This window comes from Streptomyces sp. SPB162, from assembly GCF_029504575.1.
In the GTDB taxonomy this organism is placed as follows: Bacteria; Actinomycetota; Actinomycetes; order Streptomycetales; family Streptomycetaceae; genus Actinacidiphila.
On the sequence record NZ_JAQFII010000001.1, the window covers coordinates 6,347,070 to 6,368,940 of the forward strand.

The 21,871-nt window shown below is 72.5% G+C and carries 20 protein-coding genes and 1 pseudogene; 12 read left to right on the plus strand and 9 right to left on the minus strand.

The genetic code is table 11. The annotated features are described in order from the left end of the window. Positions 1-2 precede the first annotated feature (2 nt). Together M2266_RS28620 and M2266_RS28625 are read right to left on the minus strand one after the other, a co-directional pair. Complete coding sequence (locus M2266_RS28620; RefSeq protein ID WP_277440792.1) at positions 3-302, minus strand: hypothetical protein; 300 nt, start codon at positions 300-302, stop codon at positions 3-5. A gap of 39 nt (positions 303-341) precedes the next feature. After that, a complete protein-coding gene (locus tag M2266_RS28625) occupies positions 342-1,409 on the minus strand; it encodes an ATP-dependent DNA ligase (protein ID WP_277440793.1) in 1,068 nt (355 codons plus the stop codon). A 91-nt stretch (positions 1,410-1,500) separates the two neighbouring features. Between M2266_RS28625 and ligD the strand changes: the two genes are divergently transcribed. Further along, positions 1,501-2,505: a non-homologous end-joining DNA ligase gene (gene ligD, locus M2266_RS28630; protein WP_277440794.1), complete on the plus strand. Its 1,005-nt coding sequence runs from the start codon at positions 1,501-1,503 to the stop codon at positions 2,503-2,505. A 13-nt stretch (positions 2,506-2,518) separates the two neighbouring features. On the opposite strand, the pseudogene M2266_RS28635 reads toward ligD, so the two are convergent. After that, a pseudogene (locus tag M2266_RS28635) lies at positions 2,519-2,999 on the minus strand (Appr-1-p processing protein). A gap of 96 nt (positions 3,000-3,095) precedes the next feature. Beyond that, positions 3,096-6,725, minus strand: coding sequence for a S8 family serine peptidase (locus tag M2266_RS28640; RefSeq protein ID WP_277440795.1), 3,630 nt, complete (start codon positions 6,723-6,725; stop codon positions 3,096-3,098). Here M2266_RS28640 and M2266_RS28645 point away from each other — a divergent pair. From M2266_RS28645 to M2266_RS28655, 3 genes are all read left to right on the plus strand, one after another. Next, positions 6,715-7,056: a hypothetical protein gene (locus M2266_RS28645; RefSeq protein ID WP_277440796.1), complete on the plus strand. Its 342-nt coding sequence runs from the start codon at positions 6,715-6,717 to the stop codon at positions 7,054-7,056. The genes M2266_RS28640 and M2266_RS28645 overlap by 11 nt on opposite strands. An 18-nt stretch (positions 7,057-7,074) precedes the next feature. Then, entirely contained in the window at positions 7,075-7,323 is a 249-nt protein-coding gene (locus tag M2266_RS28650) for a hypothetical protein (protein ID WP_277440797.1), read from the plus strand. Between the two features lie 103 nt (positions 7,324-7,426). Then, complete coding sequence (locus tag M2266_RS28655; protein ID WP_277440798.1) at positions 7,427-8,389, plus strand: helix-turn-helix domain-containing protein; 963 nt, start codon at positions 7,427-7,429, stop codon at positions 8,387-8,389. A gap of 89 nt (positions 8,390-8,478) precedes the next feature. On the opposite strand, the gene M2266_RS28660 is transcribed toward M2266_RS28655, so the two are convergent. Then, on the minus strand, positions 8,479-9,516 hold the full coding sequence (locus M2266_RS28660; protein WP_277440799.1) for an alpha/beta hydrolase-fold protein: 1,038 nt from the start codon (positions 9,514-9,516) through the stop codon (positions 8,479-8,481). Positions 9,517-9,849: 333 nt separating this feature from the next. Between M2266_RS28660 and M2266_RS28665 the strand changes: the two genes are divergently transcribed. The 4 genes from M2266_RS28665 to alc all read left to right on the plus strand — a co-directional run bounded on the left by M2266_RS28665 (position 9,850) and on the right by alc (position 12,758). Further along, positions 9,850-10,053 carry a cold-shock protein gene (locus M2266_RS28665; protein WP_069779708.1) on the plus strand — a complete coding sequence of 68 codons (204 nt, stop codon included), beginning with the start codon at positions 9,850-9,852 and terminating at the stop codon, positions 10,051-10,053. 130 nt (positions 10,054-10,183) lie between these two features. Beyond that, positions 10,184-10,474 (plus strand): hypothetical protein, encoded by a 291-nt coding sequence (locus M2266_RS28670; protein WP_277441436.1) that lies wholly within the window; start codon positions 10,184-10,186, stop codon positions 10,472-10,474. 147 nt (positions 10,475-10,621) lie between these two features. Continuing rightward, a complete protein-coding gene (locus tag M2266_RS28675) occupies positions 10,622-11,527 on the plus strand; it encodes a LysR family transcriptional regulator (RefSeq protein ID WP_277440800.1) in 906 nt (301 codons plus the stop codon). 94 nt (positions 11,528-11,621) lie between these two features. Beyond that, on the plus strand, positions 11,622-12,758 hold the full coding sequence (gene alc, locus M2266_RS28680) for an allantoicase (RefSeq protein ID WP_277440801.1): 1,137 nt from the start codon (positions 11,622-11,624) through the stop codon (positions 12,756-12,758). A gap of 41 nt (positions 12,759-12,799) precedes the next feature. On the opposite strand, the gene M2266_RS28685 is transcribed toward alc, so the two are convergent. Further along, the gene (locus M2266_RS28685; RefSeq protein WP_277440802.1) at positions 12,800-13,213 is read right to left on the minus strand and encodes an ankyrin repeat domain-containing protein; all 414 of its coding nucleotides are present in this window, start codon (positions 13,211-13,213) and stop codon (positions 12,800-12,802) included. 268 nt (positions 13,214-13,481) lie between these two features. On the opposite strand from M2266_RS28685, the gene M2266_RS28690 reads away from it, so the two are divergent. Further along, on the plus strand, positions 13,482-15,536 hold the full coding sequence (locus M2266_RS28690; RefSeq protein ID WP_277440803.1) for a DUF5107 domain-containing protein: 2,055 nt from the start codon (positions 13,482-13,484) through the stop codon (positions 15,534-15,536). 1 nt (position 15,537) lies between these two features. Here M2266_RS28690 and M2266_RS28695 read toward each other — a convergent pair whose 3' ends face one another. Continuing rightward, positions 15,538-16,545 (minus strand): 2-dehydropantoate 2-reductase N-terminal domain-containing protein, encoded by a 1,008-nt coding sequence (locus tag M2266_RS28695; RefSeq protein ID WP_277440804.1) that lies wholly within the window; start codon positions 16,543-16,545, stop codon positions 15,538-15,540. Between the two features lie 140 nt (positions 16,546-16,685). Between M2266_RS28695 and M2266_RS28700 the strand changes: the two genes are divergently transcribed. Then, positions 16,686-17,753: an RNA ligase (ATP) gene (locus M2266_RS28700; RefSeq protein ID WP_277440805.1), complete on the plus strand. Its 1,068-nt coding sequence runs from the start codon at positions 16,686-16,688 to the stop codon at positions 17,751-17,753. 33 nt (positions 17,754-17,786) lie between these two features. Here M2266_RS28700 and M2266_RS28705 read toward each other — a convergent pair whose 3' ends face one another. Continuing rightward, positions 17,787-18,389, minus strand: coding sequence for a GNAT family protein (locus tag M2266_RS28705; RefSeq protein ID WP_277440806.1), 603 nt, complete (start codon positions 18,387-18,389; stop codon positions 17,787-17,789). Positions 18,390-18,506: 117 nt separating this feature from the next. Here M2266_RS28705 and M2266_RS28710 point away from each other — a divergent pair, with 117 nt between their 5' ends. Further along, positions 18,507-18,953, plus strand: a complete 447-nt coding sequence (locus M2266_RS28710) for an SseB family protein (RefSeq protein ID WP_277440807.1) — start codon at positions 18,507-18,509, stop codon at positions 18,951-18,953. Positions 18,954-18,981: 28 nt separating this feature from the next. On the opposite strand, the gene M2266_RS28715 is transcribed toward M2266_RS28710, so the two are convergent. Further along, positions 18,982-20,469, minus strand: a complete 1,488-nt coding sequence (locus M2266_RS28715) for a bifunctional phosphatase PAP2/diacylglycerol kinase family protein (protein WP_277440808.1) — start codon at positions 20,467-20,469, stop codon at positions 18,982-18,984. A gap of 198 nt (positions 20,470-20,667) precedes the next feature. Here M2266_RS28715 and M2266_RS28720 point away from each other — a divergent pair, with 198 nt between their 5' ends. Continuing rightward, complete coding sequence (locus M2266_RS28720; protein ID WP_277440809.1) at positions 20,668-21,840, plus strand: aminotransferase class I/II-fold pyridoxal phosphate-dependent enzyme; 1,173 nt, start codon at positions 20,668-20,670, stop codon at positions 21,838-21,840. The last annotated feature ends 31 nt before the right edge of the window (positions 21,841-21,871 follow it).

Genomic DNA, 21,871 nt, shown 5'->3' on the forward strand with positions numbered 1-21,871 from the left:
CGTCAGTGCACGGTCACCGAGACGCCCGGCGCCGCGTAGGTGTCGGCGTGGTCGGCCTCGAACGCCCGCGACAGCCACTCCGCCACGGGAGGCGTGTGGCGGTCGGCGAGCGCCTGGCGCTCGTCCGCGTTCTCGACGGACGACAGGTGGCCCGCGAGAGCTTCCCGGAAGGCGGTGCGGGCCGTTTCGATGTAGTCCGTCACCACGCCGCCATCAGCACGTGAGCCGCCGAGGCTCAGCGTCCAGCGGACACGGCGCTTGATCGGCATGACGAATCCACGCATAGGGCTTTGCTGGCTCATGCCGCCGAGCATAGGAGCACTTCCCTCCCACGGAGCGGATCAACCGGAGGACGCGAGGACGCTCGCGAGGTCGTAGCGGACCGGTTCCTCCAGCTGGGCGTACGTGCAGCTCTCCGGGTCGCGGTCCGGACGCCAACGGCGGAACTGGGTCGTATGGCGGAAGCGGTCGACCTGCATGTGGTCGTAGGCGACCTCGAGCACCCGCTCGGGCCGCAGCGGCGTCCACTCCAGGTTCTTGGCGCCGCTCCACCGGCTGGGGGCGCCCGGCATCCGGCCGGTCGCGTGCGCCTCCTCGTCCTTCCAGGCAGCCCACGGGTGCTCGTCCGGTTCGGTCATGCGCAGCGGGGCCAGCTCCGCCATCAGCTCCTCGCGGCGCCGCATGGGGAAGGACGCGCACGCGCCCACGTGCTGCAGCCGGCCGGCCGCGTCGTACAGGCCGAGCAGGAGCGAGCCGATGACGGGCCCGCTCCTGTGCTCGCGGTAGCCGGCCAGGACGCAGTCGGCGGTGCGCCCGTGCTTGACCTTCACCATCAGCCGCTGGTCCGGGCGGTAGAGCAGCTCCGGCGACTTGGCCACCACACCGTCGAGACCGGCGCCCTCGAAGCGGCTGAACCACTCCTCGGCCACCGCCAGGTCCATCGTCACGGGTGCGACGTGCACGGGCGCCACCACGCCGGCCAGGGCCTCTTCCAAGGCGGCACGGCGCTCCCGCAGCGGAGTGTCCAGCAGGGCGGCTTCGTTGAGGGCCAGCAGGTCGAAGGCGACGAAGGAGGCGGGGGTGCGTTCGGCGAGCAGCCGGATCCGCGACTCGGCGGGATGGATGCGCTCCTGCAGGGCGTCGAAGTCCAGCCGGTCGCCGGAGACCACGATGATCTCGCCGTCCACGACGCAGCGCTCCGGCAGCTGCTCCAGCAGCGCCTCCGCCAGCTCGGGGAAGTACCGGCCGAGCGGTTTGCCGTTGCGGCTCCCGATCACGAGCTCGGGGCCGTCGCGGTGCACGATCGCGCGGAATCCGTCCCACTTGGCCTCGTACTGCATCCCCGGCGGGATACGCGCTGCCGCCTTCGCCAGCATCGGCCTGACCGGCGGCATCACGGGAAGGTCCATGATCCGAGTGTGCGGCCGCTCGCGACCGCCCGCCTCCGGACGCCGGCGCGCTCCGGAGGCGCGCGCCCGGAAGCGGTCCTAGCGTGAGGGCATGGCAGAAGCGGTGGAGCTGCGGATCGGCGAGCGGACGGTGCGGGTGACGCACCCGGACAAGGTGTACTTCCCCGAGCGGAACCTCACCAAGCTCGACCTCGCCCACTACTACCTGGCCGTCGGCGAGGGCGCCCTGCGGGCGCTGCGCGACCGCCCGACGACCCTGCAGCGCTTCCCCGAGGGCATCGACGGCGAGTCGTTCTTCCAGAAGCGCGCCCCGAAGGACCTTCCCGACTGGACCCCGACGGCCCGTATCGCCTTCCCCAGCGGACGCTTCGCCGACGAGACCTGCCCGACCGAGGTCGGCGCGGTGCTGTGGGCGGCCAACCGCGGCTGTCTGACCTTCCACCCGTGGCCGGTGCGCCGCGCGGACACCGACCACCCGGACGAGCTGCGCATCGACCTCGACCCGCAGCCGGGCACCGACTACGCCGACGCGGTGCGCGCCGCGCACGAGCTCCGCGACGTGCTCGACGGGATGGGGCTGCGCGGCTGGCCCAAGACCTCCGGCGGACGCGGCCTGCACGTCTTCATCCCCATCGCGCCCCGGTGGACGTTCACCCAGGTCCGCCGGGCGACCATCGCCATCGCGCGGGAGCTGGAGCGCCGGATGCCCGAGCGGGTGACCACCGCGTGGTGGAAGGAGGAGCGCGGGGAGAAGATCTTCGTCGACTACAACCAGATGGCCCGCGACCGCACGATCGCCTCCGCCTACTCCGTCCGCCCCTTCCCGCACGCGCCGGTCTCCGCGCCGCTGCGCTGGGAGGAACTGGACGACGCGGTGCCGAAGGACTTCGACCTCGTCTCGATGCCGGCCCGCTACGCGGAGGTCGGCGACCTCCACGCGGACATGGACGACCACGCCTTCGAGATCACCGCGGCCCTGGACCTCGCCGACCGCGACGAACGCGACCACGGCGCGGGCGACCTCCCCTACCCCCCGGAACACCCGAAAATGGCCGGCGAACCCAAACGCGTACAACCCAGCCGCGCGAAGCACTGACCCGCGCGAACCCTCAGCCGTGGTCGTACACGGTCACCACCACCCCGCGCTCCGCGAGCCGGCCCCGGACCAGCGGTTCCACGCACTCCCACCGCCCGCCCGCCAGTCCGCAGCCGATCCGGGGCAGGTGGACCGAGGCATCGAGCTCGGCCGCCCGGGCCGCGAGCTTCGCCAGCGCCGCGTCGATGGCCTCGTAGCGCACCGGGACGCCCTTGCTGCCGGTTGCGCATCCCCCGCTGGCCGATCATGTTGGCGACCCACACCAGGCGCTCGACCTGGACCACCTGCAGGGCCCCGAGCCCGAAGTCGTTGGCCGCGCGCTCACGGTGCCAACGCCGGTACTCGCGCTCCGGCTCCGGCCAGCGTTTCGAGACGGCCAGCACGAAGCCCTTGCCCCAGCCGCCCAGGTCATTGCAGACGTGCGCGATCACCTTGGGCCCCTTGCCCAGCGGCGTCGTCGCGTCTCCCCGTACGTACTCGATCCCCGTCCCCATGACGAACACCGTAGGCGGTGCCTCGGACAACGCAGTGGCCCGGCGCCCGGACGTGGTTCCGTCCGGGCGCCGGGCCTCGGGGAATTGCCGGGATGATCAGCGGCGCAGATTGAGGCGGTGGACGCCGCCGTCGATGGTGCCGACGTAGAGCGTGCGGCCGTCCGGGGTCGCGGCCAGTTCGGTCGTGTCGGTGTTCTGCAGGCCGGTGGAGATGTTGTGCCAGCTCAGACCGTGGTCCGTGCTGCGCAGCACGCCGCGGCCGCCCTGGAGGAGGCCGCTGGCGCCGGAGCGGGTGGTGGCCGCGTAGAGCGTGTCGCCGACCCGGAGCAGGTCGGAGACGTGGATCGCGAGGGCGCCGGTGTCGCCGGTGCGGAAGGTCCGGCCGCCGTCGGTGCTGACGCGGACGCTGTCGCCGCCGATGACGAGACGCTTGCCGTCCAGGTCGATCGCGGTCACCGGGCCTTCCGCGACCTTGGTGACGGTGACACCGCCGTCGTCCGACCGGTAGAGGCCGGCGGAGTTGCCGAGCCACAGCCGCAGCGGGTTGGCGGGGTCGCCCGTGATGGTGTCGAAGGTTCGCTCGTGGAAGAGGTTCTTCCACGTCGCGCCGCCGTCGCTGGTGGCGAAGAGCCCCTGGCCCAGCAGGCTCCGGAAACCGACCACCACCCGCTTCGGGTCGGCCGGGTTCACCAGGAGCGCGGTCGGCACCTCCGACGAGGTGCCGCGCTCCTCCCAGGTGGCGCCCGCGTCGGCGCTGCGCTCGACGACGAACGTGCCGACCGCGGTCCTCCGCACCTTCCAGATCACCTTCGGCTCCTTGGCCGACACGGCGAGCTGAGTGACGCGGACGCCGATCCTGCCCTCACCGCCCGAGCGGCCCCACTCGGGGCTCGCGACGGGAAGCGCGGTGCGGTAGATCGCGCTGTCGGTGGCGGCGAGCAGATGGCCGCCGCTGACCGCGAGGTCGTTGACGGTCAGCCCCTGGACGCCGATCCGCCGGTATCCGGTGCCGTCCGCGGCGCCCCGGTAGAGGCCGTCCTGCTCACTGGAGACGGTGACCGAGCCGTCGGCCCAGCGGTCGTAGTCCATCGGTACCGCGGCCTTCGACGGTCCCGCGACCGTGGTCCACGTCCGTCCGTGGTCGTGGCTGAGCCGGCCGCTGCCGGTCAGCGTCCGCAGGTACAGGTCGTCGCCCGAGACGGTCAGGCCGAGGCCCTCCTCCGGCAGGGGCAGCAGCGTGGACCAGGTCCTGCCGCCGTCATGGGAGCCGACGACGCCGGTACCCGGGACGTACACCGCCGCGACGGACGCGTCCGCGGCCAGTCCGCCGACGCTCTTGTCGCCCGCGTCGAAGAGCCGGCGCGCCGTGCCGGGGTTGCCCGAGCCGATGCCGGAGCGGGCCCAGACGCCGCGGAACGTCGTCATGTAGAGGGTGTCGCCGGTGACGGAGGCGCCGGTGACGCTCCCGGTGACACCGGTCGGAAAGGTCGTCCAGTGCTCGCCCGCATCCGTGCTGACCAGCAGCGCGTCGGAGGCGACCGCGACCAGCGTGCGGGTCTTCTCATCGGCGGCGAAGGCCGTGATGCGGACGTCCGGGACGTCGAGCCGCCGCCAGGTCCGCCCGTTGTCGTCGGTGCGCAGGATCGCGCCCCGGCGACTGCCGTCGTGCACGCTGTTGACGGCGTACCACCAGCGGTCGGGGTTCTTGGCGTCGACCAGGAGGGGGCCGTAGCCGTCCGCGACCGGCAGCCGGCCCAACTGGCGCCAGGAGGCGCCGTTGTCGGTCGTCAGCCAGGGAGCCGCCTTCTGGTACTGGGTGAGCACGGCCTGGCCCGGCCGGCTCGGTGCGAGGGAGACCCAGCCGGCCTCGCTGTTGGGTCCGACCGGCACCCAGCGGTCCTTGCGGCTGTCGACCGGGGTGACCTCGAAGGCACTGGAGCCGGTGAGGCGCTGCCCGGTGCCCGCGGTGCCGCGCACCGAGACGAGGTACGCGCCGGCCACACCGCCGGTCACCTCGGCCCGGTAGTAGCCGCTGGCGGGGTCGAGGACGGAGGTGACGTCGAAGGCCTTGCCGCGCGGCGGGGTGACGGTGACGACCGGCGGTGCGGCCAGCCGGGTCGGCGGGGCGATGTGCACGGTCGAGTGACCGTCGCTCGGGTCGGGCGCGGCCTGCACGGCCAGGTGCCGGACGGCGAGCAGGTAGGGCACCGTGATCGCCGGTCCCCGGTCGGGCGTCGCGGTGAGGCGGCCGCTGATCTCGGTGTCGGTGGAAGGGCGGGCGACGCTCAGGGAGACCGTGACGGTGGCGGTGCCGCCGGCCGGTACGGTGACCCGCTTCGGCGAGACCGTGGCCCGGCCTTCGGTCCGCAGTGCGGTCGTGACCGGCTTCCCGCCGGTGTTCCGCAACGTCACCTTGGCGGTGCCGCCCACGTCACGCCGGGACAGGTCGGCGAGTCCGAAGGACACGGACGCAGGTGAGGCGCTGACCGTGGCCGAGGCGGCCGCGGCCACGTCGAGCCGTCCCGAGCCCTGCGTCGTGGGCCCGCTGCCGGTCAGCGGCTTCGCGGTGCCGACCAGCGCGGCCTTCACCTCGGCCGGCGACTGGCCCGGGTGCAGTTGGCGCAGCAGGGCAGCGGCGCCGGCGACGTGCGGGGTCGCCATCGACGTGCCGGACATGCGGTACTGGCCGGGCTCGTACAGGGCGGTGGGGATGGTGGAGCGGATCTCCACGCCGGGCGCGACCAGGTCGGGCTTGAGGGCGAAGCCCGGGGTGGGACCGCGGGAGGAGAACGAGGCGATCTGGTCGGTGGTGTCGGTGCCGCGCAGCGTCACCGACACCTTCCCCGCGGCGAGCCGGGTGGTCAGCTCGGTGTACTGGGTCGCGTCGATGCCCATGACCACCAGGTGGTCCATGCGCAGCGAGTCGCCCGACGCGTCGATCCGCGCGGGCGACGCCGGCACCTGGGCCACGCCGGGCTCCGGGGTCACCGCCGGCTGCGGGACCGCGCCGGACGCTCCGAGCGACTCCGCGGCGAACACCGGCCCCTCGTTCTTGGGCAGCCCGGCGAGCACCGCGATCGCGCCGCGCTTCTCCGCGTCACGCGCCCATTCCAGGGCGTCGCCCGACAGGTCCCGGGCGTCGGAGGCGACGAGGAACTGCGCCCGCAGGATCTTCCCGCGCACGTCGCCGACCCGCTGCCAGTCCTCCTCGGTGCCCCGGCCGACGTCGACGAGTTGTGCGGTGACGGGGCGCGCCGGCGGGTTCGCGGACGCGATGCCGCGGTAGGTCTGGATCAGTTCGGGCTTCTTGCCCGCCAGGTACGCGCTCGGCAGCCGGACGTTGCTGGTCGACGCGCCGACCGAGATCACACCGTCGGCCGTGCCGGGACTGCTGACCGTACCCGGGCCGGGTCCGTCGTTGCCGGCCGCGGCCACCACGACCACACCGGCCCGCACGGCGGCGGTCGCGGCGCGGCCCAGCGGGTCGGTGCCGTCTCCGGGACCGCCGAGGCTCATGTTGATCACGTCGGCGCGGTGCGGGTTGGCCGGGTCGGACGCCGCCTCGATGCCGGCGATGATGTCCGACGTGTAGCCGGCGCCTTCGGCGTCCATCACCTTGTAGGCCAGCAGGTTCGCGTCGGGCGCCACGCCGGTGATGCCGCCCTTGCGGGCGGCCTTCCCCGCGATGATGCCGGCGACGTGGGTGCCGTGGCCGTTGTCGTCCATCGGTGTCCTCGTCACCGTTGACGAAGTCGTGCCCGCCGACGACCTTGTGGCCCTTGCCGAGCCCGCCACCCAGATCGGGGTGGGTGTAGTCGACCCCGCTGTCGAGGATGGCGACGGTGGTCCCCTTGCCGGTGACCCGGCTCCCGGCGGGGTCCTTGCGCTGCCACACGTCGGGCGCGCCGATCAGGGGCACGCTCACGTCCGTCTTCGCCAGCACACGGGTGTCGGGCAGGACGGCGGTGACGCCGGGCAGCTGCGCGAGGCGGGCCACCTCGGAGCCGGGCACCGTCATCGCCACGGCGTCGATGAGCAGGCCCAGCCTGCGGGTTGAGGCGGGGTGCAGCCCGGCGTGCCTCGCCGAGCCGAGGAAGGTCTCCTGCCGGGCGTCGAGCGCCCGGCGGGCGGCACCGACACCGGAAGCGGCGTCGGCGGACAGCAGCGATCCACCGGGCGCGGCGGTGACCGCGGCGTTCCCGGACAGTTCGACGATCACTCGTTGCGACGGGTCGGGCGTGGACGCGGTGGCGGCACCCGGTATCGCCGCCAGCGTGCCGGCGAGTACGACGGCGGCGAGACCGGCATGACGCGATCTTCGTGAGTTCATTGCCATACGTAAAGGTCCTAGTGGTGCGGGCACTTGCCGCACAACGAATCTTCGTGGCCCATTGCTGCCGCTGGCACAACTGGGCCACCATCCGTCCATGACTCCCGAGACGCCGGAACTCACGGCGGCAGGCATCGATCCGTTCGACGAGAGCGTCTACCGCGCCGTCCTGACCCGGCGCACGGCGGCGCCGGCCGAACTCGCCGCCGACCTCGGCTGTTCGGCCGAACGGGTCGCCAGGGCGCTGGACCGGCTCCGCGACCACGGACTCGTCGGCCGGCTCGCCGGCGCCCGCCGCCGGTACGCCGCGATCGAGCCGGAGGCCGCCGTCGAGGCGCTGGTGCGGGCCAGGAGCAACGAACTGGAACGGGTCCGCTCGGCGGCCGCCGAGCTGTCCCGGCTCTTCGCCGCCGCGCGCACCGGCGCCACCGACGAGGACGAGGTGGAGATCACCACCGGCAGTGAGGCCCTCGGCCGCTGGTTCGTCCGGCTCCAGCAGGAGGCGCACGAGGACGTGATGACGCTCGACCGGCCGCCGTACGCCCTGACCACCTCCAACCCGGTGGAGGCGACGGCGCTCGGCCGCGGCGTCCGGTACCGCGCGGTCTACGCCCCCGAGGCGCTGGAGTGGCCCGGGGTCCTGGACGACATCCGCGAGCTGGTCCGGCACGGCGAACAGGCCCGCGTCCTGCCGGGTCTGCGCATCAAACTCGCCATCGCGGACCGCAGGTTGGCCCTGATGCCGCTCTCGCTCGACCTCAACGACGTGCGCGCCGCGGTGATCCGTCCCTCCACGCTGCTCGACGCCCTCACCGACTACTGGGAGATGTGCTGGAAGCAGGCCCTGCCCCTCAACGCGCCCGCCGACGATCCCCTGGACGAGGAGGACCGGCTCGTCCTCACCCTCCTGGTCAGCGGCCTCAAGGACGAGGCGATAGCCCGGCAGCTCGGCTGGTCCGTCCGCACCATGCGCCGCCGCATCAGCCGCCTCCACGACCTGCTGGGCGCCGCCAACCGCTTCCAGGCGGGCGCCATAGCCGCCCGTCGAGGGTGGTTGTGAGCCCTCGGGAGACGTCCGGACGGTCCTGGGGCGTGTCGTCAAACCGGCGGTGTCCGCCCGTTGGCCGGGCGGGACTTTCGCAACACCCTTCAGCCCGCCGTCGGTCCGGCGAGTTTGTCGGTGAACCAGGTCAGGGCGCGGGGGATGAGCTTCTTGAAGTCGGAGGTGTAGTGCCGGCCGCCGGGGAGCTCGTAGTACTCGGCCTTGACGGGGGCGACGGCCTTCTTCAACCAGGTCTTGACCAGGTTGGTCTCGTACGACTCGCCGCTGCCCGCGGTGGCCAGGATGCTGACGTCGGCCTTGCCCTGCTTGATGAGGGTGTTGGGGCTGTTGGCGAGGCGGTCGGCCTCGTGGCCCCTCCAGAGCCGGGAGTCCGGGTCGAAGTAGGCGTCCATCGGGATGGCGGCCTTGAAGACGTCGGGGTGCTGGAGGGCGAGCTTCGCGCTGCAGAAGCCACCGGTGGAGGCGCCCATGACACCCCAGCCGTCGCGGCTGCGCAGGGTGCGGAAGTTCGCCTTCACGAAGTCCGGGACGTCCTTGGCCATCCAGGTGCCCATCTTGGGCTGGCCGGGGATGTCGCTGCAGTCCAGGGCCGAGTTCTCGTGGGAGTTGAAGTTCTGGACCGGCATGATCATGATGAAGGGGTGGGCCTTGCCCTGCTTGCTGAGCTTGACGTCGGCCTCCTGGATCGGGAGCTGCGGGTCGGTCCAGGTGTTGTAGCCGTTGCTCTGGCCGCCCGCGTACATCATCACGACGGGGAACCCGTAGGCCGCGTACTTGGGGTCGCCGTACTCCGGGGGCAGCCAGACCCAGACCTTCCCGGTGACGCCGGACGTCGCCCCGCGCACCGAGGTGACCATGATCGGGCCGGCCTTGGTCGAGCGCGCCAGTTTGAGCTCCGCCCTCGGCCCGGTCGGCATCAGCACCTTCGACGGCGTCGCGGCGGGACTGGGCGTTGGCGGCGTGGCCTTGCCGTCGCCGCCACCGGTGTCGGTGGTGAGGCGGTCGTGCGCCGGGGTGGAGCCCCCGTCGCCCGAGGAGCCGCACCCCGCGAGCGCGGCGAGGGTGAGCAGCACGGCCGCCGCGGGCAGGACCGGGGGGCGGTGACGCCGGGGACGCGGATCCATCGTGAAATCTGCTCCGAACACGAGATCGAGGGCAAAAGGCACCTCTTAGGAGAGCAGCCCACCCGCTTTGGTTCCCGCGCGACGCGCGCGGTCTACGCGCGAGGCTTCGCGCGCCACTCCGAAGAGAGCCGCTGAACCTCCCACTCGGGCAGTAGCCGTGCTACCTTGATCCCAGTTGCAGTTTTGGTACCCATGAACTTTGTGTGCGCCTGACGGGATGTAACCCTCAGGCGCACTCTTGTTTTTACCGGTCATCTCCGGATGGGCACAATGCGGCGACGAGGAATCTGCGCAGTGCAGATTTCCGGCTCTGCACCTATTGAGGAGATTGACATGGCTTCTGGCACCGTGAAGTGGTTCAACGCGGAAAAGGGTTTCGGCTTCATCGAGCAGGACGGTGGCGGCGCTGACGTCTTCGCCCACTACTCGAACATCGCCACCCAGGGCTTCCGTGAGCTCCAGGAAGGTCAGAAGGTGACCTTCGACGTCACGCAGGGCCAGAAGGGCCCGCAGGCCGAGAACATCGTTCCCGCCTGACGCTTGACACGCACCACGTAGTTGGGGTCCGCACCTGAGGGTGCGGGCCCCAATTCGTTTTTCCGGTATCTTGCGGCTCGTTTTTGCGATTATTCGCCCGCTATTCATATTGCGGAGTCTTCCCGGACATGTGCCGTTCGAGGAAGGCCTTCTTTTGTGCCGCTCCTCCGGCTCCGGTCCCGCGCGCAATGTGGTGCGCCGGTTCCTGACCGATCCGTTCGTCCATTCGGTGGATCCTTCGGCCGACACGGTCACCACGATGGAGCACCGCGTGCCGCACGTGGCGGGCGCCCGCCGCGAGATGGCGCTCCCCATATCGCACGCCGGCATTACGGGCCACGGCTTGGAGCCGGATGGGGTCTCGCTGGGGGCGGCTGCCGGGCCGATGGTGTGGCGGCCTGTTGTTCACGGCGTGTCCTGACACCGCGTGGTGGGCCCTGACGGCGGCCGGCGGGGCCGGCGCGGGTGCGGCGCCGGTCGCTCGGGGTGCGTACGGCAGGCGCCTTTCCGGTGGGGTCACCCTGGACTGAGCCTCTGACACGGGGCGGCCTTTGTTTAGGCTGCCTTCATGAAGGACTGGGATTTGAGGAAGCTGCAGGTCCTCCGGGCGCTGCAGGAGGCGGGAACGGTCACCGCGACCGCCGCCGCGCTGCGGATGACACCCTCGGCCGTCTCGCAGCAGCTGTCCACGCTCTCCAAGCAGGCCGGCACCCCGGTGATCGAGGCACAGGGCCGGGGCGTCCGGCTGACCGGGGCCGCCCACGTCCTGCTGCGCCACGCCGACGTCGTCTTCGCGCAGCTGGAGCGAGCGGGCGCCGAGCTGGAGGGCTACACGCGGGGCGAGGCGGGCGAGGTCCGGGTCGGCGCCATCGCCACCGCCATCACCCGGCTGGTCGTCCCCGCGTCCCGGCGGCTGCGCCAGGACTTCCCGCGCGTCACCCTGTCGATCCGCCAGGCCGAAGCGGCCGAGGTCTACGAGCAGCTGGCGGGCGGCGACGTAGACCTCGCCGTGACGCTGGCGGTACACGCGCCCTCGGCGCGCGACCCGCGCTTCCACCGGATCGCGCTGCTCGCCGATCCGCTCGACGTGGCACTGCCGGTCGGCCACTCCTGGGCGGCGCGACCCGGCCTGCGGCTGGCGGACCTCGCCCAGGAACCGTGGATCTTCGGCAGCGGCGGCCCCTGGCGGGAGATCACACTCGCGGCCTGCGCCGACGCGGGCTTCGTCCCGGAGCAGGCGCACGCGGCGACCGACTGGTCGGCGATCCTCGCCATGGTCGCCGCGGACCTCGGTGTCGCGCTGGTGCCCCGGATGGCGACGGTGGGGGAGCGGCAGCACGTCACGATCCGCCCGCTGGACGCCGACCGGCCGCGCCGCCACGTAGTGGGTGTGGTCCGGAGCGGGTCCGAGGAGGGGCCGCTGCTGAGACGGGTGATCGGGGTGCTGCGTCAGGTCGCGGAGGCGTCCGGGTGACCGGCGGCTGCGGGGAAGAACGTTCAGTTGAACTGAAGGTATGGTTCATAAACTTTCGATGGACGTGAACGGTCACACGGCTCAGAGTAGAGACATGAAGACATCTGAGACCCACTCCCCAGCACCTTCCTCCACCTCGTTCACCGGTGATGCGCGGCCGTTCGGTGGGGGTGATCCGTATGCGGATTACCGTCGTGCGGAGTTGTCGTTCACGGGTCTGGTGGATCTGGCGGATCGGCGGTTGGGTGCGGGGGTGATCGCGGCGAATGACGAGTTCTTCGCGGAGCGGGAGAATCTGCTGCTTCCGGAGCCGGCGCATTTCGATCCGGAGCACTTCGGGCACAAGGGCAAGATCATGGACGGGTGGGAGACGCGTCGCCGCCGGGGTGCGGGGACCGATGCGCCGCATCCGGTGGACTCCGATCACGACTGGGCCCTGATCCGGTTGGGTGTGCCGGGGGTGGTCCGGGGGGTCGTGGTGGACACCGCGCACTTTCGGGGCAACTATCCGCAGTCGGTGTCGGTGGAGGCGACGGCGCACGCGCTGTCGGCGGCGCCGGAGGATCTGCTGGCGGATGGCGTGGAGTGGACGACGCTGGTGCCGCGGACGGCGGTGGGTGGTCATGCGGAGAACGGGTTCGCGGTGGACGTCGACAGGCGTTTCACGCATCTGCGGTTGAATCAGCACCCGGATGGGGGTGTGGCGCGGCTGCGGGTGTTTGGGGAGGTGGCGCCGGATCCGGGGTGGTTGGCAGAGTTGGGCACGTTCGACTTGGTGGCGTTGGAGAACGGTGGGACGGTGGAGGACGCGTCGGACCGGTTCTACTCCTCGCCGGTGAACACGATTGTGCCGGGTCGGTCGCGGAAGATGGATGACGGGTGGGAGACGCGTCGGCGCCGTGACAAGGGCAATGACTGGGTGCGGTACCGGCTGGTGGCGCAGGGTGTGATCCGGGCGGTGGAGATCGACACCGCGTATTTGAAGGGGAACGCTGCGGGTTGGGCGGCGTTGTTCGTGCAGGACGAGGGTTCGGATGAGTGGACGCAGTTGCTGCCGCGCACGAAGCTGCAGCCGGACACGGTCCATCGTTTCCTGGTCAACCCGGTCCCCGCCACCCGGGTGCGGATCGACATCTTCCCCGACGGCGGCATCTCCCGGCTGCGCCTGCACGGGTCGTTGACCGCCCAGGGCGCCGCCCAACTCATCACCCGCACCGAAGCCATCAGCTGACCGACGCGGCGGCCGTCACTTCCATGACGGCCGCCCCTTCGTCACTGCGCGCCGAAGAGCGTCAGCAGCTCGTCCTTGCCGAACATCCGGGCCGTGTCGATGGCGCTGGGCGTACCGGCCGCCGGATCGGCGCCACCTTCTACGAGAGCGCGGATGACCGCGTCCGCACCCTTGAAGACCGCTCCGGCCAGCGGGGTCTGGCCGCGGTCGTTGATCCGGTTGGGGTCGGCGCCGCGCTGCAACAGGGCGGCGACGGCGTCGGCATGCCCGTGGTAGGCGGCGAGCATGATCAGGGTGTCGCCCCGGTCGTTGGTGAGATTGGCGGGGACGCCGGCGTCCACGTACGCGGCGAGGGTCGCCGTGCCGCCTTCGCGGGCGAGGTCGAAGACCTGTCCGGCCAACTGCAGCACCTCGGGGTCGTGCGCGGGCTCGGTGTCGGGGTTCGCTTCCGTCATGCGAACACCCTACGTGTCGATCACCGCACAGGGCCTGTCATGGAACGCCGCGACTTCCGGACGATTCGCGACCTTCCCGCGCCGTCGGCGAGCCGCGGCCCAGCCCGCTCAGGACCGTCCCCGACAGTCGACCTCCTGACCGATTTGCGGGGGCTTTGCCCAACCCTGACCCAGGCAGGGCCTGTTCAGCGCGGCCGTAACCCTGTTCCATGGTCATCAGACGGCCACCTGTTCCCCGGCGGCCCCCGCGTGACTGGATGAGGTGGCCTTGGCTACGACCGTGCGACGTATCGCTGTGACCATCCCGGCTGCCCCCATCGGCCCCGAGAACCCGCTGCCCGCGCTGCGCGCCCTCGACGAGGTGCACCGGCTCGACCCGCGCGAACGCGCCGGGCTCCCGGCCGACATGGCACGCCAGGTCGGTTACGCGCCGCTGCACTCCGTCCTGCCGGTACAGCTCCGCGACGGGTACGGCCGCGAACGCGCCCCCGCCGACTTCGAGGCCGTCGTCATCGAGAACGACCGGGTACGCGCCACCGTCCTGCCCGGTCTCGGTGGGCGGCTGCACTCGCTGGTGCACAAGGCCACCGGCCGTGAGCTGCTCTACCGCAACCCCGTCGTCCAGCCGGCCGACTTCGGGCTGGCCGGCGCGTGGTTCTCCGGCGGCGTGGAGTGGAACCTCGGAGCGACCGGGCACACCACCCTCACCTGCGCGCCCTTGCACGCCGCCCGTCTGCCCGCCCCCGACGGCGGCGAGATGCTGCGGCTGTGGGAGTGGGAGCGGTTGCGCGACCTGCCCTTCCAGATCGACATGTGGCTGCCGGAGCACTCCGACTTCCTCTACGTGGGCGTCAGGATCCGCAACCCACACCACCGCACGGTGCCGGTCTACTGGTGGTCCAACATCGCCGTCCCGGAGACCGACGGCACCCGCGTGCTCGCCCCCGCCGACGAGGCGTGGCACTTCGGCTACGCCCGCTCGCTGCGCCGCGTACCGGTGCCCGAGTGGGACGGCACGGACGTCACGTACCCGACCCGGTCGGAACACGCGGCCGACTACTTCTACGAACTAGGGGACGGCGACCGCCGCTGGGTCACCGCCCTCGACGGGAGCGGGCAGGGGCTCGTCCAGACCTCGACCGACCGGCTGCGCGGCCGCAAGCTCTTCCTCTGGGGCAACGGGCGTGGCGGCCGCCGTTGGCAACAGTGGCTCACGGAACCGGGCACCGGCGGCTACCTGGAGATCCAGGCGGGCCTGGCCCGTACCCAGCTGGAGCACGTCCCGATGGAGGCGGGCGCGGAGTTCTCCTGGCTGGAGGCCTACGGTCCGCTCGACGCCGACCCGGCCGCCGTCCACGGCGACGACTGGGGCGCCGCCCGCGCCGCGGTCGAGACCCGGCTGGAGAGCGTCCTGCCGCGCGCGGACGTCGACGCGGCCTACGCCGCCTGGCTACCGCACGCGGACACCGAGCCGAAGGACGTCATCGCCACCGGCTCGGGCTGGGGAGCGCTCGAGGTCGAGCGCGCCCGCTTCGAACTGCCGGGCACGCCGTTCGATCCCGCGACCCTGGGCGGGCAGCAGAAGCCCTGGCTGGAGCTGCTGGTCGCGGGCATGTTCCCGAGGCCGGTGGAGGATGCCCCGCCCGGCCCCGCGCTCGTGGCACCGGAGTGGCGGGAGCTCCTGGAAGCCGCGGACACGTACACCGGGAACGAGTGGTACCGGGACTACTTCCTCGGCGTCGCCCAGTGGCACGCGGGCGACCGCGCCCAGGCCATCAGGAGCTGGGAGCGCTCCGCCGGGCAGCACGAGACCTGGCCCGTGCTGCGCTGTCTGGCCGTGGCCGACCAGGAGGAGGGCCACCTCGAACGGGCCGCCGACCGCTTCCTGGTCGCCTCCGACATCGCGCACTACGAGGTGCTCGACGACGACGCCTGGTGGTCGGCCTCGGCCGGGCTCGCCCGGGAGGCGATCACCGCGCTCCTCGCGGTGGGCCGCGCCGACGACGCCGCCTTCGTCCTGGACGAACACGTGCCGGGCCACGCCGGACGCGGCCGGTTCCGGCTGCTGCGGGCGCAGGTGCTGCTCGCGCGGGGCGACGCGCCGGCCGCGCGGGCGATCTTCGACGCCGGGTTCGTCGTCGACGACCTCCGTGAGGCCGAGGAGTCGCTCAGCGACACGTGGTACGCCATCGCGGAGCGGCTGATCGCCGGCGACGGCCCGGTGACCGCCGACGTCCGACGGCGGGCCCGCGCCGAGCACCCGCTGCCGGAGGCGTACGACTACCGGATGCGTCCGGCGGAGGAACCGCCGAACGGAACGTGAGTCACATCCGCGCGTAGGAGTCGATGAGGGCCGTCAGTTCGGGGATCGTGAACTCACCCGGGCGGCGGCCCTCGCGGGCGCAGGCGTTGGCGGTCTGCTGGAGCACGGCGTTCACCGGGGTGTCGATGCCGTGCGTCCGGCCGAGCAGCACGATCTCCCCGTTGAGGTAGTCGGCCTCGATCGAGCCGGTGCCCCGCGTGAGGCTCTGCCACGAGGAACCGCCGCCGCGGGTCACCCCGTTGAGGGGCCGCAGTTGGACGCGGTCGCCCCGGGCGACCGTCTGCTCGGCTTCGCCCGCCCGGTCGACACCGGCCGCGTCCAGGACCGCCTCGCCCTCCGCGACAGCGCGGCGCAGCACGTCGCGGGCATCGTCCCCGTCGAGCGGACCGCAGGTGGCCTCCAGCGCGTTGCCGAGGTTCTTGAGCAGCTTGCCGTACTTCCAGCGCATCACATCGACCGGGGTGGGCGCGTCGAAGCCCGACTCCTCGAGGTCCGCGGCGATCCGCTCCGCCAACGCATCACTCCCCGACGGGAAGCGCCCGATGTGCAGGATGCCGGTCAGCGGCGTGCACGGCGCCTCGATCGACCCGGGTTCCAGGTAGCTGGCCGGCAGCCAGACACACATGCCGTACACCCGGCGGAACCGCCGCAGCGCGAGCCGCTCGCCCGCGACCCCGTTCTGCGCGCACACCACCGGCAGCCGCTCACCTGCCGTACCTCCGCCCGCGACCGGCCGCCCCGCCCACGCGTCCAGCGCCGCGACGCTGTCCTGCGTCTTCACGGCGACGACGAGGACGTCGTCCGCACGCAGTTCGAGGGCCTCCGGCCCGTCGACGACGGGCACGGGCAGCTTGAGCGACCCGGCCGGCAGCGTCAGCCGCAACCCGCCGGCCCGCAGCGCCTCGTAATGCGCACCGCGCGCGACGAGCACGACCTCGCGCCCGCTGTCGAAGAGCCTGCCGCCGATGGTCCCGCCGATCGCGCCGGCGCCGATGATGATGTATCGCACGCTCCGAGACTGGCACACACGTCGACCCTCCCGCCGGCGCCGCCGGAAATCACTGGCCCAGCGGCGCCCTGGCGGCGACAGTGGTCGCCAGGAGCCCGCGTTCGCGGGTTTCTCGACGTACGACGGGGGAGGGCTGCCGCATGTCCACGCTGCGTGTGAGCGCCGAGCGGTTGACGATCCACGAGCACCCGAACGCGGACGCGCTGGAGCTGGCCCAGGTGGGGCTCTACCGGGCGGTCGTGGCGAAGGGCGCCTACCGGACGGGTGAGTTCGCGCTCTACATACCCGAGCAGGCCGTCCTGCCGGAGGAGCTCATCACGGAGCTGGGGCTGACCGGGCGGCTCGCCGGGTCGGCCGCGAACCGGGTGCGGGCGGTACGGCTGCGCGGTGAGCTCTCCCAGGGCATCGTGTGCCGGCCGACGTCACTCGCGGGCACGGACCTGGAGCGTGCCGCGGCGGATGAGGAGGACTTCGCGGAGCGCCTCGGCATCGTGAAGTGGGTGCCGCCGATCCCGGTGTCGATGAGCGGTGACGTGGAGGCCGCGCCCGATCTCCTGCCGTGGACCGACATCGAGAACCTCAAGCGCTACCCCGACATCTTCGCGCCCGGCGACCCGGTGGTGATCACGGAGAAGCTGCACGGCACCGCCTGCTGCCTCAGCTACTTCGCGGACACCGGCGGAATCCAGGTCACGTCCAAGGGCCTCGGGTCACAGCGGCTGGCCCTGCGGGAATCGGACGGCAACCTGTACTGGCGCGCCGTGCGCGGCCATGGCCTGCCCGCGGTCGCCGCCCGGCTGGCGGAGAAGCTCGGCGCGTCGCGGATCGGCGTCTTCGGCGAGGTCTACGGTGCCGGTGTGCAGGACCTCGGATACGGGGAGGACGGCCGGCACGACGTGCCCGCCTACGCGGCCTTCGACGTGTCGGCCGAGATCGACGGCCAGGTGCGCTGGCTCGACCCGCACGACCTGCTGGAGGGTGAACTGCCGCTGGTCCCGGTCCTGTTCAGCGGTTCCTTCGACCTGGACACGGCGCTGGAGCTGGCCCAGGGCGCGGAGACCGTGTCGGGACGCGGACTGCACGTGCGTGAAGGCGTCGTCGTGCGGACCACCGCCGACCTCTACAGCCCGGTGCTCGGCGGCCGGGCCATCGCCAAGGTCGTCAGTGACGCCTATCTGACGCGCAAGGGCGGCACCGAGTACGAGTAAGGGTCCGTCCCGGCTCCGCGCCCGGCACGCTCGTCAACCGTCCAGCCGGGCGCGGAGCCGGCGCTTCGCGTCCGGCCACTCGTCCGCGAGGAGCGAGAAGAAGACGCTGTCGCGCCAGGTGACGCCGTCCGACCGCAGCCGGTGGCGGCGCCAGACGCCTTCGCGCTGCGCACCCAGCCGCAGGATCGCCTCCTGGGAGCGGGTGTTGAGCAGGTCCGTCTTCCACATGATGCGGCCCATGCCCAGCTCCTCGTAGGCGTAGGTCATCAGGAGCAGCTTCGTCTCGGTGTTGACCGGGCTGCGCCAGTGCGCGCGGCCGTACCAGGTCCAGCCGATCTCGAGCCGCTCGTCGACGGTGCTCACATCGTGGAACGTGGTCCAGCCGATCGCCCGGCCGCTGCCGAGCTCGATCACGGCGAAGGCGACGCCACCCGCCTCCCGGCCCTCCGCGCAGACGGTGACCGCGAGGTCACGCAGCTCCTCCTCCGTGCGCGGTGGCTCGACGGGCAGCCAGCGCCACACCTCCTCGTCACCGCCTCCGGCGGCGAACAGATCCGGCACATGTTCCGGGCCGAGCGGTTCGAGCCGGACGAAACGGCCGGTCAGGACGGTGGGGGCGGGAGATGCGGCAACCATGTGCGCACCGTAACCGCAGCCAGCCGGGTCCGGCCAACCGGTTTTGGATGCCGGATTGCATGTTCCGCCGCCGGGCGGGGTACGCGGGACTTTCAGCCGCCGAAAGGACTCGTAGCCATGACCGACATCCATTCCAATGGCGCCCTGCCCCCGGCGCAGCAAGCGCTCCACGACATCGCCAAGGGGGGTGAGAATGTGATCGCGCTGAGTACCCTCGCCCTCAGTGACGTGCTGCTTCCCGTCCCGCCCGGACCCGAGGAACACGACGCGCAGGACCCCGCGGAGCCGCACGGCATCCAGCTGCCGGTGTACGAGCAGGAGGACGGGGTCAAGCTGGTGCCGGTGTTCACCTCCGAGGAGCGGATGGCCCAGGCACTGCCGGGTACGCAGCGCTACCGGCTGGTGCCACTTTCCGCCCTCACCGGCAGCTGGCCGTCCGACGAACTCACCCTCGCCATCGACACCGGCTCGCCGGACGCGCTGAGCATCGCGGGGCCCGGGGTGCGGGCGCTGGCCGCCCTGTCGGGCTCGGGGCCCGCCGCGGATCCGGGGCCGGCTTCCTGACGCGCTGGAAAACCGGCCCCGCCGGCGCTCACGGCCGGTAGACCACCAGGGCACTGGGAATTTTGCCGAGCAGCAGCTCCGAGGGTGCGGGGACCACCTCGCCGTCGTAGGCGAGATGGCTTCCCGCGCCCAGACCGCGGATCCGCAGCCGGCGCAGTTTGGCGGCGGAGTACACCGGGGAGCGGGTGAGGAAGCCGGTCACGGCGGCCCCGATCAGCCGTGTGCGGGCGAACGGACCGCCGTCCACGATGCGTACGTCCAGGATCCCGTCGTTCAGGTCGCGGCGGCGCACCGGCGCCAGCCCCACGCTCGAGTACTCGCAGTTCCCGGCGAAGATCAGCCAGACCGAGCGGCGGCGCCCGTTGATCTCGACGTCGACCGGCTCGGACGTGCGCAGCACGTGCACCGCCGCCAGGACGCTCGCCGGCCAGCTGCCCACCCGCCGCGACCAGCGCTCGCGGACGCGCACCAGCTCCGGGTACGAGCCGATGCTGAAGGTGTTCACGAAGGGGACCGCCTCCGCGCCGCCCGGCGTGTCGTACGAGGTGTACGTCGCGATGTCGACGGCCGCCGCGGTTCCCGCCATGACGGCGACGGCGGCGTCCTCGACCGTGCTGATGCCGAGGTCCAGGGCGAAGTGGTTGCGCGTTCCGCCGGGGAAGACCACCAGCGGAAGGCTGTGCCGCATGGCGATCGAAGCGGCCAGGGTGACCGTCCCGTCGCCGCCGCACACCCCGAGCGCCCCGTTGTGCTCGATGGCCTGCTGCGCGGCCTTCTCCAGCAGCTCGGCCAGGTCGTCGTCCTCCGTGCGCTCCGCCACCCCGGCCAACGGCAGGGCGGTGCGGATCCGTTCGGCGGGCGGGTTGAGCAGCGCGGGCGGCCCCGACAGCTCGTTGACCACGACGAACAGCCCGCGCCCCTCCGGCAGCGAAGGGGCGTTCACGGCCGGGCCCACGTCGGCGGGCGAACCGTCGGAGGTGGGGATGAGGGCCCGCACCACGAAGGCGGCCCCCATGCCGAACGCCACGCCGGCCACCACGTCGCTCGGGTAGTGCACCCCCGTGTAGACCCGGGAGAACGCCACCGAGGCGGCGATCGGTGCCACCACCGTGCCCCAGCGGCCGGACTCCATGAGGACCCCGGTCGCGAAGGCGGCGGCCGAGGCCGCGTGCCCGGACGGGAAGGAGGTGGTGAAGGGCTGGTGCCGCAGACGGCGTATCACCGGAACGGCGCGCAGTATCGGACGTGCCCGGCGCACCGCCCGTTTGCCCACGGTGTTCACCGTCGCCGAGGCGAGCGCCAGCGATCCCACACCGCGCAACGCGGCCCTGCGGCCGTCCCTCCCGCCGACCGCGGCGATCCCGGCGGCCACCCCGAACCACAGCAGTCCGTGGTTGGCGCTGCGGCTCAGTCGCGGCAGAACGGGTTCAGCGCCCGGCCAGCGGCGGCTGGCGACCTGGTGGAACAACTTGTGGTCCCACATCTTCAACGAGCGGGCCCTGGCACGAGGCTTCATGCGCTAGCGGCTACCCGGGCAACCGATTTCGATACCACCGCGCTGGGCCGTGCGTGAACGGGGCCGTGCCCGGCACGGGCGGATCGGGGCCCGGCCCCGGCAAACGGGTGGGCGGCGGGGCGGGAGGGCATGGCACTCCGGCGCCGCGTGCGCCGGCTGGGAAGGTGGCCGCAGGCCAACGACCCACCGGAGGCACGGATGCAGGGGACGACCCCGTACGACCTCAGGCCCGATCCGGGGCTGCCCGTCCCCGCGTACTGGACCGCGCACCTGGCGGGGATTGATCCGGAACCGGCCGGCGGCGGCCCGGCCGTGCGGCAGGCGGCCGCCGGGTACTGGGAGCGCCGCGGCCTGTGGACCGACCCGGAGCGCGTCGTGGCCGCGCCCGGAGCCGAGCAGTTGCTGCTCGCGCTCCTCGCGGCCACCGGCGGCGGCCTGGTGCTGGCCCGGCCCTCCGCCGCCTGGCAGGCGCCCGTCGCCCGGCTGCTCGGCCGCGCGGTGTCCACCGTGCCCGCGCCGCCGGAGGGCGGCGGCGCGCCGGACCCGTTCGCGCTGCTGGAGACCGTCCGCCGGGCGCGGGAGGAGGGCGCGGACCCGCGGGTCCTCCTGCTCTCGCCGGCGGACGATCCGACCGGCACCGTCACGTCGCCCGAACTGCTGCGCGAGAGCTGCGAGGCGGCCGCCGAGGCGGGGCTGATCGTCGTGTCCGACGAGACGTACAGCGACACCCGGCACGACCCCGGCACGGTCCTGCTCAGCCCGGCCGAGATGCTTCCCGAGCGGACGATCGTCCTCAACGATCTCGGCGGCTCGGTCGCGCCCCCGTGCTGCCCGGTCGCACTCGCCCGGTTCCCGGACTCGGACGAGGGCACCGCACTGCGGGAGCGGGTGGCGCGCCACTGCGCCGAGTTGCGGGCCGTCCTGCCGGCACCGGTGGCCGCGGCGGCGGCGTACGTCCTGACGGAACCGGACGACGTACGTGCCCACACCGCCGCCGCGAACCGCCTGCGCGCGGCCGTCGGAGCCGCCGCGTGCCACGCCGTCACCGCCGCCGGCGCGCTGTGCCGCCCACCCCAGGCGGGCTTCCAGCTCTACGCCGAGCTGACCTCCCACGACACCCACGACCTTCCCGACGCGCCCGCCCTCGAACGCCATCTCACCCAGCGGCTCGGCAGGCGCGTCCTCGGCGGCCACCGGTTCGGCGACGACCCCGCGGCGCTCCGGGTCCGGATCGACACCGGCCCGCTGCACGGCGGCACCGACGAGGAGCGGCGCGCGGCGCTGGACGCGGGGGATCCGCGGGAAGTGCCCCATGTGGCCCAGGCGTTGGCGGAGCTCCAGGCGGCCTTCACCGAACTGACGGCCGGCTGACCCACGGTCGGGCCACGGGGGCGCGTCCCAC